Source organism: Capnocytophaga sp. CM59, assembly GCF_000293175.1.
Taxonomy (GTDB): domain Bacteria; phylum Bacteroidota; class Bacteroidia; order Flavobacteriales; family Flavobacteriaceae; genus Capnocytophaga; species Capnocytophaga granulosa.
The window spans coordinates 26061-45412 of record NZ_ALNN01000024.1 but is presented as its reverse complement, the minus strand read 5'-3'; the positions used below and the strand labels follow the sequence as shown (position 1 = coordinate 45412).

The 19352-nt window shown below is 45.1% G+C and carries 8 protein-coding genes; 4 read left to right on the top strand and 4 right to left on the bottom strand.

Annotated elements, in window-relative coordinates; all coding sequences use genetic code 11:
- Nucleotides 1–154: 154 nt before the first annotated feature.
- Complete coding sequence (pgk, locus tag HMPREF1154_RS06995; protein ID WP_009641867.1) at nt 155–1342, bottom strand: phosphoglycerate kinase; 1188 nt, start codon at nt 1340–1342, stop codon at nt 155–157.
- A gap of 163 nt (nt 1343–1505) precedes the next feature.
- Here pgk and HMPREF1154_RS06990 point away from each other — a divergent pair, with 163 nt between their 5' ends.
- A complete protein-coding gene (locus tag HMPREF1154_RS06990) occupies nt 1506–2825 on the top strand; it encodes a hypothetical protein (protein ID WP_009641865.1) in 1320 nt (439 codons plus the stop codon).
- A gap of 111 nt (nt 2826–2936) precedes the next feature.
- Here the strand turns inward: HMPREF1154_RS06990 and HMPREF1154_RS06985 are convergent, their stop codons facing one another.
- Together HMPREF1154_RS06985 and hemC are read right to left on the bottom strand one after the other, a co-directional pair.
- On the bottom strand, nt 2937–6488 hold the full coding sequence (locus HMPREF1154_RS06985) for an MMPL family transporter (RefSeq protein ID WP_009641857.1): 3552 nt from the start codon (nt 6486–6488) through the stop codon (nt 2937–2939).
- A complete protein-coding gene (gene hemC / locus HMPREF1154_RS06980; RefSeq protein WP_009641866.1) occupies nt 6488–7414 on the bottom strand; it encodes a hydroxymethylbilane synthase in 927 nt (308 codons plus the stop codon). The genes HMPREF1154_RS06985 and hemC overlap by 1 nt, the downstream gene beginning before the upstream one ends.
- 126 nt (nt 7415–7540) lie before the next feature.
- Between hemC and HMPREF1154_RS06975 the strand changes: the two genes are divergently transcribed.
- Nucleotides 7541–9445, top strand: a complete 1905-nt coding sequence (locus HMPREF1154_RS06975) for a RecQ family ATP-dependent DNA helicase (protein WP_009641870.1) — start codon at nt 7541–7543, stop codon at nt 9443–9445.
- Here the strand turns inward: HMPREF1154_RS06975 and HMPREF1154_RS06970 are convergent.
- On the bottom strand, nt 9442–9825 hold the full coding sequence (locus HMPREF1154_RS06970) for a hypothetical protein (RefSeq protein WP_009641876.1): 384 nt from the start codon (nt 9823–9825) through the stop codon (nt 9442–9444). The two genes, HMPREF1154_RS06975 and HMPREF1154_RS06970, sit on opposite strands and share 4 nt — an antisense overlap.
- Before the next feature lie 520 nt (nt 9826–10345).
- Between HMPREF1154_RS06970 and secA the strand changes: the two genes are divergently transcribed.
- Both secA and HMPREF1154_RS06960 read left to right on the top strand, forming a co-directional pair.
- Nucleotides 10346–13708, top strand: a complete 3363-nt coding sequence (gene secA / locus HMPREF1154_RS06965) for a preprotein translocase subunit SecA (RefSeq protein WP_009641852.1) — start codon at nt 10346–10348, stop codon at nt 13706–13708.
- Nucleotides 13709–13891: 183 nt separating this feature from the next.
- Nucleotides 13892–19336 carry an alpha-2-macroglobulin family protein gene (locus HMPREF1154_RS06960; protein WP_009641855.1) on the top strand — a complete coding sequence of 1815 codons (5445 nt, stop codon included), beginning with the start codon at nt 13892–13894 and terminating at the stop codon, nt 19334–19336.
- Nucleotides 19337–19352 lie beyond the last annotated feature (16 nt).

Genomic DNA, 19352 nt, shown 5'->3' with positions numbered 1-19352 from the left:
CTTTGCTTTAGCTTTCTTTTATATCAATTATGGGTATATCTAAAGTTGTATCATACTTTTTGAAGCACCACCAGAAAAACGTTTTGTTTTTACGAGTTTTTTATATAAAATAAGGGCGAATCAAGATTCGCCCTTACTCTTGTATGCTTTATACTTAATCATTGATAGCCTTGATACCAGGGAGAATCTTACCTTCTAGGCTTTCGAGCATAGCACCACCTCCAGTGGATACATAGCTTACCTTGTCTTCAAAACCAAATTGTTTTACTGCGGCTACAGAGTCACCACCTCCTACCAAGGAGAAAGCTCCCTTAGCAGTAGCTTCAGCTACGTATTCGCCTACAGCTATGGTTCCCTTGGCGAAATTAGGCATTTCAAACACCCCTACAGGGCCATTCCAAAGAATAGTTTTGGAAGCGAGGATTACCTTCTTGAAGATTTCTAAGGATTTTTCCCCAGCATCCAAGCCTTGCCAGCCATTAGGAATCTTGTCTATAGGCACCACCTGAGTAGAAGCATTGTTATTGAAGTCATTAGCAGCTACTACATCCACAGGTAGGTGTACTTGTACGCCTTTTTCTTTGGCCTTCTTAAGAATATCCAAAGCCAAATCCAGTTTGTCATCTTCGCAAATAGAGTTACCTATCTGTCCGCCTTGCGCCTTGATAAAGGTAAAGGCCATACCGCCTCCGATAATTAAGTGATCTATCTTATCCAAAATATTTTCTATGATAGTAATCTTAGACGATACTTTAGAACCGCCCAAGATAGCGGTTACAGGTTTTTCTCCTGATTTCATTACCTTGTCAATACTTTCAATTTCCTTGGCAAGGAGGTAACCGAAATACTTATCCTTAGGGAAGAACTTAGCCAAAATGGTAGTAGAAGCATGGGCGCGGTGAGCGGTACCGAAAGCATCATTGACATAGATGTCGCCTAGCTTAGCGAGCTTAGCAGCGAAAGCCTCATCGCCTTTTTCTTCTTCGGGGTAGAAACGTACGTTTTCCAAAAGGAGTACCTCTCCCGCTGGTAGGTTCTTAGCGGTATTTTCAGCCACTTCCCCTATACAATCAGGAGCAAAATGAGTAGGTACGCCTAGTACCTCTCCTATTTGCTTTACCAAGTGAGAGAAAGAATACTTATCGTCCTTTCCTTTAGGGCGCCCGAAGTGAGAGAGAAGGATCGCACTACCGCCATCCTTAACGATTTTCAAGATAGTAGGTTTCGCCGCCTCAATACGAGTGGTATCAGTAATCTCAAATTGGTCATTGACAGGTACGTTGAAATCCACACGCACCAATACTTTCTTGCCTTTGCAAGAAATATCATTAATGGTCTTCATATATGGTAAATTTAATCTTGTTCAGTTTTTTTAAGCCGTGCAAATATAGGTTTTTTTCTTTAAACAAACAAGAATTTAATGAGGTAATTTGTCAATCGACTCTTTAGCTTGATTTATTAAAATCTTTTTTGTACATTTGCGGAATATCAACAATTTACCTTAAATGGATGTAAAAATATTCCAACTACATAAGCGTTCTGTTTATGTTTTTGATAAAATTCAAGATCAATATAACATCAATCTCTCCAAGAATGCCCTTGCCTTAGCCACAGGATTTCCTTATAGCTATCAATCAAAGGAATGGGCAAGGTCTCTAGTGGATAGCTTTGTAGCAAATCCAGAGCTAGACCCTATTGCATTATCTGCCCTTTTTACAAGTGTAGGAGTAGAGAAGCAAGCGGATGGCTTGGCTACCTTTATGGGAATACAGATTCATGGCGCCTTATTATCTTATATCACCTCAGGAGCAATTGCCGGATTCCATATACATAAAGATCAGACAATTACCCCCTTCCCTCACAAGGATATAACAGAATTAGAGGAAGACCATGTTGTCTTAGGTAGGCATCTACTCCCTGATGTCTCCATAGCTGCACAACAGTTCAGAAAAGGGGAGATCAATCTCAAGTGGGAAGACAAGATTGTACTTAGTACCCATGCACTAGCTAAGCTGTTGATGGAGGATAAGAATGTAATGACCAAGTTACTCTCTCTTAATTCTTTTGAAGAGTTCTTTGATTACATTATGGAACTGTGGAGAGATGAGAAGCTAGCAGAAGATGATATAACATTCTGTATTATAGAGCCTCTTGCCATATCTGCTTCCCATCTCTACCTGCCTCCTGAGGGTTTTTCTTTTCCCAAAGACACCCCTAAGGAGCAACGGAGAAACCTCCAAGAGGAATTGGCTAGACAACAAAGCACTATCGCACAACTAAAGAAGCAAAAGAAACGAATACGCTATGCTGCTATTTGCCTATTTGCTCTTTTAACCGCTGCTGTTGGTTATCTGCTTTTTAGCCCTTCTCCTACAGAAGCAGTGGTTCCAGCGCCTACTCTCTCACCTATTGTAGCGGCTAAAAGGGATAGTCTGGAAAGCTACAAGCTCGCTCTCTACAAGCAAGACAGCCTACTTCAGCAGGGCAACTTAGCCGAGCTTCCTTGGGAGCTTAAGACCGCCATGCTACGCCCCGAAGCCAGCCTTGACCTACATATCTCACGGCAGGATTCCCTTATAGGGACGATACACCTTGTAGGGATCACCCAAGCAGATACTACCGATCTATCGCTTCCTACTCTAAAAGTAAAAAACATAGAGAAACCTAGCTCTCTTGAGAAAAAACGACTCAAATCACTGCTACTCACTAAAAACAAATCCGTTAAAAAACTAAAAATTTATATAGAAGAAACCAACATTATCTTTACTTTCCCCGACAAATCCCAAAAGAGTATTCCTCTAGCGGAATTAATAGAAGGGAAATAGGAAATTTACATCTCTGCCCTAACATTCTAAGACTATTTCTAATAAGCATAGTCCTCCTATAGAGATGCAATAATTGTGTCTTAATGAATTACATAACCCACTTTCAACTAACTAATTACTCTCATTATCACATTGCCTCACTGTCCAATTATCTCCCCTTGTATCCACTACCCAGTCGTAGCTTACTACTTCGGGAAGGGTTTTATAGTATTGTATTTTGCGAATGTGAGTGATATAGGACTGCTGGGCGATGGCGCGCTTGTGGTCATTGGCAATTATGGTGATAAAGGTACGCTGAGGGTGGGTAAGCAGCCATAAGAAATCGGCCTGCCCATAGTCGTCTGCCCAATGGAGGATGGTGGCCTTTTCTGGTAAGGCAAGAGAAAGCTCATGATACTGCTTTTTACGCTTTTGGAAATCAGCTCGGATGGCATGCACTATATAAGGCTCCTTGTATAGGTAGCATAGAAAGAGTTTTTTCTTGAGGTAGTCCTCCCCTTCTATACGCTGACGCAGTAGGGCAAACTGCTCTCGGAAGTACCTGCCTATTAGCTTGGCACGTTCTTTCGGGGACGAACCAAAACGAGGATCATCAAGCGCTATCTGTTCGGCGGCTACTACGGTGATACTACCGTCATAAATGGCGAAATCCCCCTTGGGTTGTACCTCGGAATTACCGTGTATATACACAAGGGTCAGCGGCTTATGGAAGTGCTCTGCTACAAGGAAAGCTCCCTTATGAAAGCGGTGAATGACATTGCTCTCCGAGCGCTTGCCCTCTGGGAAGATCATAGCCGAATAACCATTGGCAAAGTTTTTAGCAAATATATCCATTCCTTTTTCTATTCCCTCGGAGGCAGGGTAAAAATCCATCGCCTGTACATAACGACCAAACACCACGGAATGATACACCCAATCATTGACCATATAGCTTACTCGTGGGGTGAGCATGCCTATAGCAAGTGTATCGAGCCATGAGTTGTGGTTGGCTATCATCACCGAAGGCTTAGTAAAATCTATCGCAGAGGGGTTCTCTACTCGCTTGCGTACAAAGGGATTGGAATAGAGTACCGAAGTGGTGAGCTTGGCAGCCAAGGTGCGCAGCCAAAGCGTTTTCCCCTTGGGTAAGAGCTTTAGGAGCAACCAACCCGAATTGGAGAGTATGATAGAGAACACCACATAGTAGGTTATGGATAGAATCGTATTTAGTAATATACGCAGCGAGATAGGCGACAAACCTTTCTTGGGGCGATTGAAGATAAAGAACCTAAAGAGCGACGGATAAAATACGAAGGTTAGCAATAAGGCCGAGAATATCCCTATGAGGGAGACTGAGGCAATAGAACGCAGGGCGGGATGCTTGGCAAAAATCAAAGTCCCTATGGCTAAAAAGGTAGTGATAGAGGCCAGCAGTACCGATACCTTATATACAGGCAATTCGTCCTTACCTGTGGAATAATCTTTCTGGAGGGCGCAGGTCATAAAGATACTAAAATCCACTGAGTGCCCCAAGACTAGGGTGCAGACGATTATGCTAAAGACATTGAACTCCAAACCGAAGAGGTTCATCAGGGCCGTGGTTACCACTCCCGTAAGGGCAATGGGGATAAGGGTTAGCAGGACTAATTCTATACGGCGGAAGAACACTAAGAGGATAAAGAAAATCGCCAAGGAGGCATAGGAGGCCAAAGCGAGTACATCATCCTTGAGCTTGCCCAAGAATGTTTCGCTTATCTGCTTACGGTCTATGACTATTGCCGGCGTCTGTTGTTCTATTTGCTGTATAAAAGCATCACGCTGGTCTGTGTTGAGCTTGACCAAATTGGCTATGGTATAGAAGCCGTCTTTTTCAGTGATAAAATCCTTGATCGGCAGGGCAGAAAGTGCCTCGTAATCAGAGAGGTTGGTTATGGGTGCTTTGCGCTGCTCAAGGTAGGCAAAGAAAGGTGTATACATACCTAACTTGAACCCCGTCTCTTGAGCAAGAGTACTGAGCGAGTGGGCAAGCGCCTTGACACGCTCCTCACTCCAGAAGTCACTCCAGCGTTTTAGGCGTTTTTGTTGCTCCGCCAAAGGGAGTACTACGGCTCCCAGGGAGGAGAATTGTTGGAGTTTGCCTTGGGATTTGAGCTGAGTAAGGGTATGATAGAGCTGAGTGTTTTGACTGAGCGCCTCGTCCAAAGAGTGGCCATAAGCGGTAGTATAAAGGGACTTATACTTGCTATCGGTAAGGGTTTCGAGTCGTTGTTGTGCTTTCTCATAGCGGTCGCTTAGGTAATTGACCGAGGCTATATCGCCATTGAAGCGCACCTCGTGAAACGCTACAAAGCTAGCCAAGATAAGCAGCAAGGCTGCCCCTACTACCCATTTGTTCTGGTGAAAAGGGTAAGCCCCTACCCTATCGAGAAAAGTTTTGCGGGCTTCTATGTTTTTATTTTTCCTATAGAAATGAGGAATCAGCAGCAAGGAAAGCAAGGCCGAGACCATGATCCCCACAGAGGCGAAAATCCCCAAGTCGCGCATCACCTCCGAATGCACAAAAAGCAGACAGAAGAAGGACAACGCAGTGGTGAGGCTACTGAGCAGCAAAGGCGTAGTAACCGAACGGTATAGCTCCCGTGTGTCTTGAGTAGCCTTGTAGTGGGTGAGGATATGCAAAGAATAGTCTATAGTAACTCCCAGTAGCACCGCTCCCAAGCTGATAGAGATGGCCGAGATACTTCCCTTGAGCCAGTAGAGCAAGGCTAAAGCAGTAAGTACGCCAAAGAGAGAGGGTATAAAGGCTATGAAAGGTACTGTTATACTTCGGTAAAAGAAGATAAGTAGCAGACAGAGGGCAGAAAGGGAGATAAGGACGGTAGTGAGTATATCGGCCTTGATTTGAGAGGCATTGCTCACCGAAATAAAGGGCGCTCCGAAGAACTCACAAGAGGCCTTGCCTGCATATTGGGCATTGAATTGTTCCTGTAGCTGCTCCAAAGCGTCTACAAAAGCGGTGTTATGCTCCGTATCGCTCCCCTGAAATACAGGGTTGAGAAAAAAGAGTATATGCCGCTGGTCTTGGGTAGTAAGATAGCCCTCTGAGAGGGTTAGATCTGTGCCTATATTGAGGGCTTGCAATTTCTGTAATCCTCTAAAGGTCAGCGAAAATGGATCTTTGCGAACAAACTGTTGGGCTACCATACCCGCAGGGGAGAGCATCATACGGTAGTGCCCTTGTACCAAAGCACGCAGGCTATCGGTTTGTAGTCTTTGGGCTAAGTAGTCATAATCTTTGTCTTCCAAAAACAGTGGTAGATGCTCATAGACAAAGCCCCACGCTTTGTCAAGCTCCTCTTCTGGAATGATTCCTTGAATATCGGTAAAGTACTGAGGAAGTCTTTGGCGGAGTGTATCGCAGAGTGCATCGGTAAGGGCTTGCATATCAGCAAAATCACCTGTATTCTCCCTGCTTACAATAACTGAAATCTTATCGGCAAAGTTCAGTTGTTTGAGCACCTTGGCCGTTAAGGACGTTTTCTCGTTCTGTGGGAGCACCTTGGTAATATCTTCTTCAAAGCGCAACTGCCACACCCCCCACAGGGCAACCCCTGCCCAAAGGAGCAGACATAGGAGGGAGAAAAATTTGTACTTGTTGACAAAATCAAAAATTCTTACGAGCATTATTTCTGTATATTCATTGCTTTTCGTATCTCTTTCATAAGAGCATCCCCTCCTTGGGAAAGAAGTGCATCGGCGGCCTCCTCAGGGAAATTCCCTATTTGGTGAGCAGAAATTGTTTTTCTTACCTCCTCTGCCCTTTGTCCGTCCAAGGAGAAAAGGTTACCGACAAAGGAAATCTGCTCGCCTTCAAGAGTCGCTCTTGCCCCAATAGGGGCGGTACAGCCTCCTTCTAAGCGCTTGAGGAAACGGCGTTCTATATCGGTTTCAGCATCTGCCTTGGGGCTATTTATCTGGGCAAGCGCCTCAAGGGCATAAGTGTCATTAGCTAGTGCTACCGTCATAATCGCCCCTTGGGCAGGGGCAGGGGTCATCCAGTCCAGCGTGAGGGTTTGTAGGTTATCGTGCTGTAAGCGCTCCAAGGCAGCAGCAGCAAAAATCGCCCCTTGCCAAGGCTGCTCTTGTAATTTGCGCAGGCGGGTGGCAATATTGCCCCTGAGATTCTCTACGCTATGGGTAGGATAGCGCCTAAGCCATTGGGCTTTACGCCTAAGGCTACCGGTGGCTATGGTCGCCTCTGCCATGGAGAGAAAGTCCAAATTCCCCTTATATACTAGTACATCCTGTACATTGGCACGCTCCAGTACGCCCCCCTTTACAATTCCTTTAGGAAGCATAGTGGGCACATCCTTCATACTATGTACCGCTATATCTATATGCCCTTGAAGCATAGCCACATCGAGCACTTTGGTAAAAACCCCAGTAATACCCATCTCGTATAGGGGCACATCTAGGGTCAGATCACCCTGTGATTTCACGGGAACTAAGGTGGTGGTATAACCCAAATTTTCTAAGAGAGATTGTACCTTCTTGGCTTGCCACATAGCAAGCTCACTATCACGGGTACCTATTCGTAGTACTTTTTCCATTGATTTGTAATAACGGCCAAAGGTAGCACTTTTTGCGCACCTACGCAAATAGAATTAACAATTAATCATTAATCATTGACCATTAGTCATTATTTTCGTATTTTTGTCGGCTCTAACGATACCTATATGCAGCCACATGCCTTAAAAATACTCAAGAAATACTGGGGGTACGACCAATTCCGTCCCGCCCAAGAGCCTATTGTTGATGCTATTCTTCAAGGAAAAGACACCCTCGCCATGCTACCCACTGGTGGGGGCAAGTCACTCTGTTTCCAAGTGCCTGCTATGGCCAAAGAGGGGGTGTGTTTGGTTATCTCGCCCCTGATTTCCCTTATGGAAGACCAAGTCCGTAACCTCTCCGACAAGGGGATTCCCGCCTTAGCCCTTACAGGGAGCATTCCCCACTACGAACTGGAACGACTGCTAGGCAATGTGCAGAGTGAGGCTTACAAATTTGTCTATATGGCCCCCGAACGCCTAAGTAATGAGCAGGTGCTTTACCGCTTGCAGCATACCCTCTTAAGCTACATAGTCATAGACGAAGCCCACTGTATCTCCCATTGGGGAAAGGACTTTCGCCCCGCTTACCTTGAGTGCCAAAGACTCAAACAGTGGTTCCCCGCCCTGCCTATTGTCGCCCTTACGGCTACCGCTACCGATCGGGTACAAGAAGATATATTGCAGCTATTGCAGATTCCTAAGGCCACAGTGATCAAGGGCAGTCTTGCGCGCCCCACTTTGGCATATATGACCTATTATATAGAGGACAAATGGGAGCGGCTAGGGCGTATTCTTACCAAAAACAAGGAAAGTAGCATCGTCTATGTTCGCAACCGACGACTGACCGAGGAGCTAGCACAACACCTATGTGATGAGGGCTTTACGGCTACCAGCTTCCACGGAGGCCTCTCCATCGAAGAGAAAAGCCAGCGCTTGGGTATGTGGAAAACAGGCAGTGTACAGGTAGTGGTAGCTACCAATGCCTTTGGTATGGGGATAGACAAGGCCGATGTGCGTACTGTAATCCATTGGGACTTACCTAGCTCCTTAGAAGATTATTTTCAAGAAGCAGGACGCGCAGGACGCGATAACCACAAGGCTTTTGCCATTATCCTATACAACGATAACGATGTCAAAAAACTACTTATAGACACCCAGCGGAGCCAAGTCTCCGTCCCTTTCCTAAAGGAGCTATTCCCCAAGCTCTGTAACTACTTTCAGGTAGCTATAGGCGAAGGCGAAGGTACTACCCATTTTTTTAATCTGGCCAACTTCGCCACACGTACCCAAATGGATGCCCTCAAGGTGTATCAGGCCTTGGAGATTCTCGATCGCAATGGGGTGCTCGCCCTCAGCCAAGCCTTTTTTAGAAAAGCCAGCGTACAAATCCTCCACTCCAGCCAAGAGGTTATCGGCTATCTTGACCAAAATCCACAAGCCAAAGAGCTCCTCTTTTTCCTTATGCGTAAGTACGCAGGGATTCATGAGCAAAATATCTCCTTCAGAGTGGAAACTATTGCAGCCAACCTGCATATAAGCAGCTCCCTAATACAACAACAATTGGAAAAACTACAACAAGACGGACTTATCGCCTACAAAAACGAGCATACCGATGCCGAAATTACCTTCCTCATGCCTCGTGATGACAATAGAACCATCAACTATATTGCCCCTCAGGTCAAGTGGTTCAACCAACATAAAGAAGCACAATGCAAAGACGTACTTGCCTATATAGAACAAACAGATAGTTGTAACCAGCGCTTTCTGCTGGCCTACTTTGGGGAAACACTTGCGCAAGATTGTGGCATCTGCTCGCACTGTATAGCGCGCAAGCAAAAAACCCTTTCAAAAGAGCAAATAGCGATCATCTCTCAAGAACTACTAACCCTCATTGCTTACAACCCCATGACCTCCCAAGAGATATGTTCCGCCTCTTCCTACCACGAATGGGAGGTGCTACAAGTGCTCACCCTACTCTTAGACGAGGAAAAAATAAGGCTATTACCCAATAATCAGTTTTCTGCTAATTAACCAATTGGGATACTTGTACCTCGGATAAAGAGTTGTTTTTTTCGTGCAGGTCTTTGTCTTGGTTGCATAGGACGAGACTGTGTAGAGACGATAGGGTGCTCAGCTGGTGTTGTTGGACGTTCAGCTGGTGTTGTAGGACGCTCAGCTGGTGTTGTAGAATGTTCAATAGGCACTGTAGGTTGCTCAATAGGTCTTTCAGGACGCTCAGCTGGAGAGGATTGTTGTGTGGGTACCTGCTCTTCTTCCCAGCCTTCAATACTCATTAGGGCTTTAATGGCATTGAGCTGTTCGCGTATGTTAGGATAAACAACCGTCTCTCCTTGCACTTGAGGCTGTCCTTGAGCAATGCCCCAAAGCACTTGAATGATTTGCTTTTTCATTTTTCAATATAAACAGGTTGCAAAATTACAACATTTAAATCGTAAAATCAATAAGTAGCAATAATAAAAAGAAGTTAAATTAATGATTAATGGTTAATGATTAATGGTTAATAACACCAATCAATCGTTAAAATGTTATTCTCAACTATCTAAGACGCAATAAATTGCGTCTCTACGAAAAACTATGCCCATCGGGAATTGTCTTAGCCTGCGCTTGTGTAGAGACGCAATTTATTGCGTCTTACCTAAAATATAATCTCTCCTTTGTAGGCACAAGCTGCTAACTCACACCAGCATACATGAGAGATCTATTAGATTCTGAATATCAATCATTTACATATATTCCTCTTTATCACGTAGCCCTCTAAATTATCTATAAATCAAAAAAACTGAAAAAATGTCAGTTTTTTTAGGTTGGTAACAGAATTTTTTTGTACTTTTGTCAGCCAAAATAAGTATGGTATATTTTTTGAGTGTGTTACTTGTTTTTTCTAATTTAATTATATAATAAAATACTTTTATGAGTCTGATAAGTTCATTAATAAAAATCTTTGTCGGTGATAAGGCCAAGAAAGATATGAAGGAAATTGCGCCGCTGGTAGAGCAGATCAACGCACACCAAAAGCAATATAAGTCGCTGAGCAACGATGAGTTACGTGCCAAAACCGCCGCCTTTAAGGAGCGTATCGCCGCCGCTCGCTCGGAGTGTGAGCAGAAAATACAATCCCTCAAAACCCAAGCCGATGCTACCGATGATATTGACCAAAAAGAAGATTTTTATACTGAAATAGACAAGCTGACCGATGAGGCTTACAAGGCTGGTGAAAAGGTGCTTAATGAGATTCTCCCTGAAGCCTTCGCTGTAGTGAAGGAAACTGCTCAACGCTTTGTGGATAATCCGACCATTGAGGTTACCGCTTCTCCTTATGATAGGGAGCTAGCCTCCATGAAGGATTATGTAAGCATAGAGGGAGACAAAGCCCTTTGGAAAAACTCTTGGGATGCTGCAGGAAAGGCTATCACCTGGGATATGGTACATTACGATGTACAGCTCATCGGGGGGATTGCCTTGCACCAAGGAAAAATCGCTGAGATGCAGACAGGGGAAGGTAAAACCCTAGTGGCTACCTTGCCGCTTTACCTCAACGCCCTCACTGGCAACGGGGTACATTTGGTTACTGTCAATGACTACTTGGCACGCCGAGACAGTGCTTGGATGGCGCCTCTTTTTCAGTTCCATGGACTTAAGGTAGAATGTATTGATAACTACCAGCCTAACTCTCCTGGTCGCCGTATGGCCTATGCTGCCGATATTACCTATGGTACCAACAACGAATTTGGTTTCGACTATCTTCGTGACAATATGGCACATACCCCTGACGAACTTGTACAACGTCCTCATAATTATGCGATTGTGGATGAGGTCGACTCGGTACTCATTGACGATGCACGTACACCGCTCATTATCTCCGGCCCTATGCCTCGCGGGGAGTTCCACGAGTTCGATGTGTTCAAGCCTGCGGTAGAAGCCCTCGTGGAGAAACAACGCAAGCACTTGACCAATGTCTTGGCTGAGGCCAAAAAACTCATCTCTGAAGGCAATACCAAAGAGGGAGGCGTACTCCTTCTGCGTGTACATCGCGGACTTCCTAAGAACAAAGCGCTGATTAAGTTCCTCAGCGAAGAGGGTATGAAGCAACTCCTTCAAAAGACTGAAAACTACTATATGCAGGATAACAACCGCGAGATGCACAAGATAGATGAGGATCTCCTTTTTGTTATCAATGAAAAAAATAACCAAATAGAACTTACCGATAAGGGTATCAATGAAATGTCGCAAGGAGAAGATAAAAACTTCTTCGTAATGCCTGACATAGGGGCTGAAATTGCCAATATTGAAAAACAACACCTTCCCAAAGAGGAAGAAAATGCCCTTAAGGACAAGCTCTACCAAGAGTTTGGCGAAAAAAGCGAACGTATCCATACCGTCAACCAATTGCTCAAGGCCTATACCCTTTTTGAAAAGGATATAGAATATGTGGTAATTGACAACAAAGTGCTTATCGTAGATGAGCAAACAGGACGTATCATGGACGGACGTCGTTATTCTGACGGACTTCATCAGGCCATTGAAGCTAAAGAGAATGTACAAGTGGAAGCCGCCACTCAGACCTATGCAACCATTACGCTACAGAACTACTTCCGTATGTACCGCAAGCTCGCAGGTATGACAGGTACAGCCACTACCGAGGCTGGTGAGTTCTGGGAAATCTACAAGCTGGACGTTATGGAAATCCCAACCAACCGTCCTATTGCCCGCAAAGACCAAAATGACCAGATCTATAGAACCAAACGTGAGAAGTACAATGCGGTGATTGAGGAGGTAGTAAGCCTCTCCCAAGCTGGCCGACCTGTACTCATTGGTACCACTTCAGTAGAGGTGTCTGAACTGCTAAGCCGTATGCTTAAGCTCCGCAATATTCCTCACAATGTATTGAATGCCAAGCTCCACAAGAAGGAAGCGGAAATCGTTGCCGAAGCTGGTAAGAAAGGGGTTGTTACCATAGCTACCAACATGGCTGGTCGTGGTACGGATATCAAGCTCACCGATGAGGTGAAAGAGGCCGGTGGTCTGGCTATTATCGGTACAGAAAGACATGATTCCCGCCGTGTGGATAGGCAGCTACGTGGTCGTTCTGGTCGTCAGGGAGACCCAGGTAGCTCCAAGTTCTTCGTCTCCTTTGAGGACAACCTTATGCGCCTCTATGGTATGGAGCGTGCCATCAAGTTCCTCGACCGCTTAGGACAAGGTCTCAAGGAAGGGGAAGTATTAGAGCACCCAATCATTACCAAAAACGTAGAGAAAGCTCAAAAGAAGGTTGAGGAAAACAACTTTGGTATTCGTAAACGCTTGCTCGAATATGATGACGTGATGAACGCTCAGCGCGAGGTAATCTACAAGCGCCGCCGCCACGCCCTCTACGGAGAACGCCTTCAGGTGGATATTGCCAATATTATCTATGATACCCTTGAGACTATCCTAGAGAGCAACAAGCCTGGCAATGATTACAAAAACTTCGAATACGAACACTTTAAATACTTTGGTGTAGAACCTAAAGTCTCCCAAGAGGACTTCCATAGAAAGCCTACCAAGGAGCTACTCAAGAGCATTTATCCAGATCTGCTTGCCCTCTACAAGGCACACAGCGAGGCCAATGCAGCTATTGCTTACCCTGTCATCAAGAGTGTGTATGAGGATCAGAGCAACCAGTTTGAGCGTATTGTAGTGCCTTTCACCGACGGACAAAAGGGACTAAACATCACCACTGACCTTAAGGAAGCCTACGAAAGTCAAGGAAAGCAAATTATTGTGGATTTTGAGAAAAATATCTCCTTGGCTATCATAGACGATGCGTGGAAAACACACCTACGCCAGATGGACGAACTCAAACAATCCGTGCAGCTAGCCACTCACGAGCAGAAAGACCCCTTACTTATCTATAAGTTTGAGGCTTACAACCTCTTCAAGGATATGGTCGATAGGGTCAATAAAGAAATTGTTGCCTTCCTATTCCACGCACATCTGCCACAGGCGGCGCCCCCTGTACAGGAAGCTCATGAGGTAAGACGCACTCCTGAGCAATTGCAGACAAGCAAGGAGGAAGTACTCAATTCCGACGAACTAGCTCAGAGAAACCGTGAAGCAGGTCAGCAGGCCTCCCCTGCCCCACAAGTAACCGAACCTATCGTACGTGACCAACCCAAAATAGGCCGTAATGACAAGGTTACCATTCAGAATATCCTCAATGGAGAGACCAAAGAAATGAAATACAAGCAAGCCCTCCCTCTCTTAGAAAGAGGCGATTGGGTGATCAAGCGTTAGGCCTTACTATATATCCATAATCAGAAAGAAGCGCTTCCTAAAGGGAGTGCTTCTTTCCTATTTTTAAGGGCTAAGAATTTTTTTCTATAATTTTCCACGATAACACTTGTATAATTACAAATTTATATTTAAATTTGCGGAATGAATAAGTGTGTCTCTGGCCACATTATTAAATATAGCATTATGAAGAACTTTCTTTCCTACCTCATGGCTTGCCTCCTATTGGTGGCTTGCTCCAAAAACAATGGCCATAAGGACAGTGACCCTGCGCTCTTTAGAGAGTATATCACAGGCTTTAGTGCTGGAACTATTCCCGCCAATGGCCCTATTGAAGTAATCCTCACTGAAGCCCTAAGCGAAGAGCGCTTGAAGGATTTGGATACCTCCAAGCTCTTCGAATTCTCTCCCGCAGTGGAGGGTAAGGTGATTTTTGAGGGTAGCTTGCTCAAGTTTGTCCCTAACGAATCCTTGGAGCACAACAAGGAATATGGCGTTACACTACACTTGGATAAGCTCTTTGATGTGAAGAAGGACTTAAAAAGTTTCTACTTCCATGTACGTACCCAAAGTCTCCTCTTTGAGGTCAATATACGTGATTTACAGTCCTATAGCCGAGACTATTATTTCCTCAATGCTTATCTGGAAGCCAGCGACAACATCTCCCCTGAGATGCTCCCTGAGTTGGTTTCCGCTACTATTGACGGACAAAACCTTCGTATAAAACCACAGGCAACCGAGAGTGCTACTCGCATTGCTTTTATTGTGGATAGTATCCCCGCTCCCAAGGACGAGCAACAGACCCTGCGCATCACTTGGGATGGTAGTAGTCATAATATAGAAAGTGAAGGGGAAAACTCCCTGACCATTCCTACCAATAACCAGTTCGGTGTGGTGCAACTCCTTCAAAATGAAGGTGAACACAATTCTTTCAGCATGACTTTCTCTGCCCCCTTGGATAAGAAACAAGACCTTAGGGGACTGGTCACTGTACCTGAATACAAAGGAGATCTCAGATACTCCATCTCTGGTAACACCCTCAAGCTCTATGCCGATGAAAATTTTGAAAAAGAAATCACCATCAAGGCTTTCCAAGGTATCAGAAGCCAATATGGTGAGCGTATGACCTATGATTATACAGGCAAAATAGAGTTTGACCCTATCAAACCTGAAGTACGCTTTGTTCGCAATGGTACCATACTGCCCAGCTCCCAGAACCTAAAGGTGAATTTCCAGACTATCAACCTCAAAGCGGTAGAGGTGAGCGTGATGAAAATCTATCAGAACAACATCTTGCAATTCTTACAGGATAACAACCTAGGTGGTTCTTATAACTTACGCCGTGTAGGAGCTACTATCGCCCGTAAGGTGGTACCTATCCATGGGCTTGGCAATGGCTCACTCTCCAAGTGGAGTACTCATGCCATAGACCTCTCTAAGCTCATCTCCCCTGAACCCGGCGCTATCTATCGTGTCAAAATAGATTTCAAGAAGGAATATGCCCTCAATTGTAATGATGATAAAAAACCTATCAAGGAAGAAAACTTACCTATAGGCGAAGAAAGCATCAGTGATTATGATGACGACTACTATGACGACTATAACTGGGACGAAAGAGATGACCCTTGTAAGAGTAGCTACTATTATGAAAAATATGTAGAAACCAATATCTTGGCCACTGACTTAGGGGTACTGGTTAAGCGTGGTCAGAACAACGACTATATGGTGGTAGTCAATAATCTGCTCACCACTGCTCCTGTAAGCGGTGCTAAGGTAGAACTCTTTGATTACCAACAACAAAAAATTGCAGAAGCCTCCACCAACTCCGATGGAAAAGCGGTAGTTACCACCGCCAAGCGTGCGTACTTTGTCATCGCTCAAAAGGACAAGAATACCACCTATGCCAAGGTAGACGATGGCTCCTCCCAATCGGTGAGCAAGTACGAAGTAGATGGCTTGGAACTTGAAAAAGGACGCAATGCCTTTATCTATACCGAACGCGGAGTATGGCGCCCTGGGGATAATATCTCAGTGGGCTTCATTTTCAATGATTTTGCCAATAAGCTACCCGAAAGCCTGCCTATCAAGCTCACTTTCTCCGATCCCAACGGAAAGGTAGTACAGCAATTGGTCAAGACCACCACCCCTGAGAACCATTATCTATTCAACCTCAAGACAAGCCCCGATGCCCCTACAGGCAACTGGACTTGCCAAATCACTGTGGGTAGCGCCTCCTACTCCAAGACCATTAAAGTAGAGACCATAAAGCCTAATAGACTGAAAATCAACAACAGTCTATCTGAGAAATTTATCTCCAGCGAAGGGGAAAACGCTTCCTTACAAGTGGATTGGCTACAAGGGGTACCTGCTGGTAATATAAAAGTGGATATTACAGGAAAAATCTATCCTAAGTCCAAGCCTTTCAAGGGCTACGAAAGCTATACCTTCCACAATACATCTTTTGAGTTTTCCTCTGAGGAAATTGCTGTATTCAGCGGAAACACCGACGAACAAGGAAAGGCTTCGTTCTTCTTCTTGCCCAAGGAATTGAAGGACGCTTCTCAAATGCTGAAAATCAACCTCTTGACCCAAGCCAATGAGCAAGGTGGTGACTTTAGTACCGATGTTACTTCGGCTACTTATTCTCCTTTCTCATCTTATGTGGGAATCAAGGCGCCTAACGATAGCTATTACTATGAGACAGGCAAGCCTGCTAAGTTCCAAACTGTGGTACTTTCCGAGAGAGGAAAACCTATCAGTGGCCACAGGGTGAAGCTCTACGCCTACAAATTGGATAAAAACTGGTGGTGGGACGTTTCCGATTACAACATCTCCACCTACAATGCCTCCGATTCCAAAACCCCTGCCTTTACCTTAGAAGCAACCACAGGTGGGGATGGAAAGGCTATTTTCAATGTCAATATTGAAAGAGGTGCCTCTGGTCGCTATTTCTTCTTAGCCGAAGACAGCCAGAGCAACCACGAGGCTGGTATTGATGCTCGCTTTTACTCATGGGGAGACAATGACGAAGATGCAGGGGTAGAAGCCACCATGCTCATGCTCTCCACCGATAAGAAAGACTATAAGGTAGGAGAGAAAGTGGTGATCTCCTTCCCTTCCGATACCGATGGGCGTGCACTCATCTCGGTAGAGAATGGCAGCAAGGTACTCAACACCTATTGGGTCAATACCCAAAAGGGTAAAACTACCTATCAAGTACCTGTTACTGAAGAGATGGCACCTAATGCTTATCTGTATGTAACACTCTTGCAACCGCATGCACAGACCCAAAACGATGCGCCAATCCGCCTCTATGGTATCGCTCCCATCTCGGTATATAATCCTAAAACCAAGCTAGAACCTGTTATAGAGATGCCTGAGGTATTACGCCCTGAAAAACAAGTAACTATCAAGGTCAGAGAAAAATCAGGCAAACCTATGACCTACTCCTTGGCGATCGTGGAGGATGGACTGCTTGATCTTACCCGATTCAAAACACCTAACCCTTGGAATACCTTCTTTGCCAAAACAGCCTTAGGAGTGAAAACATGGGATATCTATAACGATGTCATCGGTGCCTTTGGAGGTACTATTAACCAGATATTCAGTATAGGAGGTGACGAAGACTTAGGGGTAGGCAAGGCTAAAAAGGCCAACCGATTCAAGCCACTCACCATTGTACAAGGGCCTTTCACCCTCAAGGGCGGAAGTCAAACTCATCAAATAGATATTCCTAACTACATAGGTTCGGCTCGTGTGATGGTAGTGGCCTCCGATGTTAACGCTAACGCCTTTGGTTGTGCAGAAAAGACCGCCACGATTAAGAGTCCTGTGATGGTATTGGCCTCCTTGCCAAGAAAAGCCGTACCAGGGGAAACCATTACCCTACCTGTCACTGTTTTTGCCAATGAAAAACAGGTGAAAAACGTGACTGTTCGTGTAAAGACCAATGAGAAATTCTCTCTTAGTAGTCAAGGGCAACAACAATTGTCCTTCACAGAACCCGCTGAGAAAATGGCTTATTTCTCCCTCAAGGTCAATGAAACGGGTATCGGTAAGGTAACAGTAGAGGCCACCGCAGGAGCTGAAAAATCTACCTATGAGGTAGAAATGGATGTGTATAACCCTAATCCTAAAGTATATCAGGTAAAGAGTGCAGTACTACAACCTAACGCTTCTCAAAATATTGGTTTTGAAGTATTTGGAGAAAAAGGCACCTATACTAGTGTCTTGGAAGTATCCTCTTTCCCTGGAGTGAACCTCTCCCAACGCTTGAAATACCTAATAGACTACCCTCATGGTTGTGCCGAACAGCTGACCTCAAAGGGCTTCCCTCAGTTGTACTTGGCTGATTTTGAGACACTCACCACTAAGCAACAACAGGAAGTACAACAGAATGTAAGCGCCACCATACGCAAGCTCTCTGAAAATCAGCTGCCTAATGGAGGTTTCTCCTACTGGCAAGGTGCTGACTATCCCGACGATTGGGCAACCTCCTACATAGGTCAGTTCTATATAGAAGCCGAGAAGCGAGGTTTCTCCTTGCCTGCTGGTAGCAAAGCCAAATGGCTGAGCTATCAGAAGATGATGGCACGCAATTGGGTATACAAAGGAGAATCCTCTACCTTTGAGCAGGCCTATCGCCTCTATACTTTGGCCTTGGCCAATAGTGCCGATATAGCCTCCATGAATAGGCTCAGGGAGATGTCCACCTCTATGGTAAGCAATGCGGCTCGTGCTCGCTTAGCGGCTGCCTATGCCCTAGCTGGTCAGAAGAAAGTTGCCGAATCCTTATTCAGCAAGGTAAAGCTCGATAGTGAGGAAGATGACTATTTCAGCTATGGCTCTACCCTACGAAATCAGGCTATGGGGCTAGAAACAGCCCTGCTACTGGGAAAAGCGGAATTGGCTGCTGATCTGGCCTTGGAGATCTCCGATAGACTCTCCTCTTCCGAATGGCTTAGTACCCAGACAACCGCCTACAGCCTCTATGCTATGGCTCGTTATGTGGCTAAGAACAAGACAGGTAAGAACTGGACACTCAACTATCAGCTCGGCAAGGAAAGTGCTACGCTCTCCAATAGCCCTAGTGGCTATGCCTCCAAGGTACTCTCCGCTTCCCTTGGAAACCACAAGATTGCCCTACAGAACAAGTCGGGGGTAACCCTCTATGCACGTGTGGTTACCAGTGGTATTCCACCTGTAGGTAAGGAATTGGTACAAGAGAATGGCCTTAAGATCTCCACCTCTTATACCTCCAAGAATGGAAAACTCTCGGTAGCTTCTCTGCCACAAGGAACCAACTTTACTTGTACTATCTCGGTTACCAATACCACACAAAGTAGAGTAACCAATGTAGCTCTTACCCAGTTTGTCCCCTCAGGTTGGGAGATTATCAATACACGATACACCGACTATGATACCGATAGCAGCCGATGGGATTATGCCGATATCCGAGATGATAGAGCTAATATATATTTCGGATTATCCGCAGGGGAAACCAAGACATTTACCCTCAAGTTCAATGCTTCGTACAAAGGGCAATATTACCTCCCTGGTACCCATGCCGAGGCTATGTACAACATCAAGTACAACACCCGCAATGCTGGAGAATGGATAAAAGTAGAATAATTAACTATAAAATCGT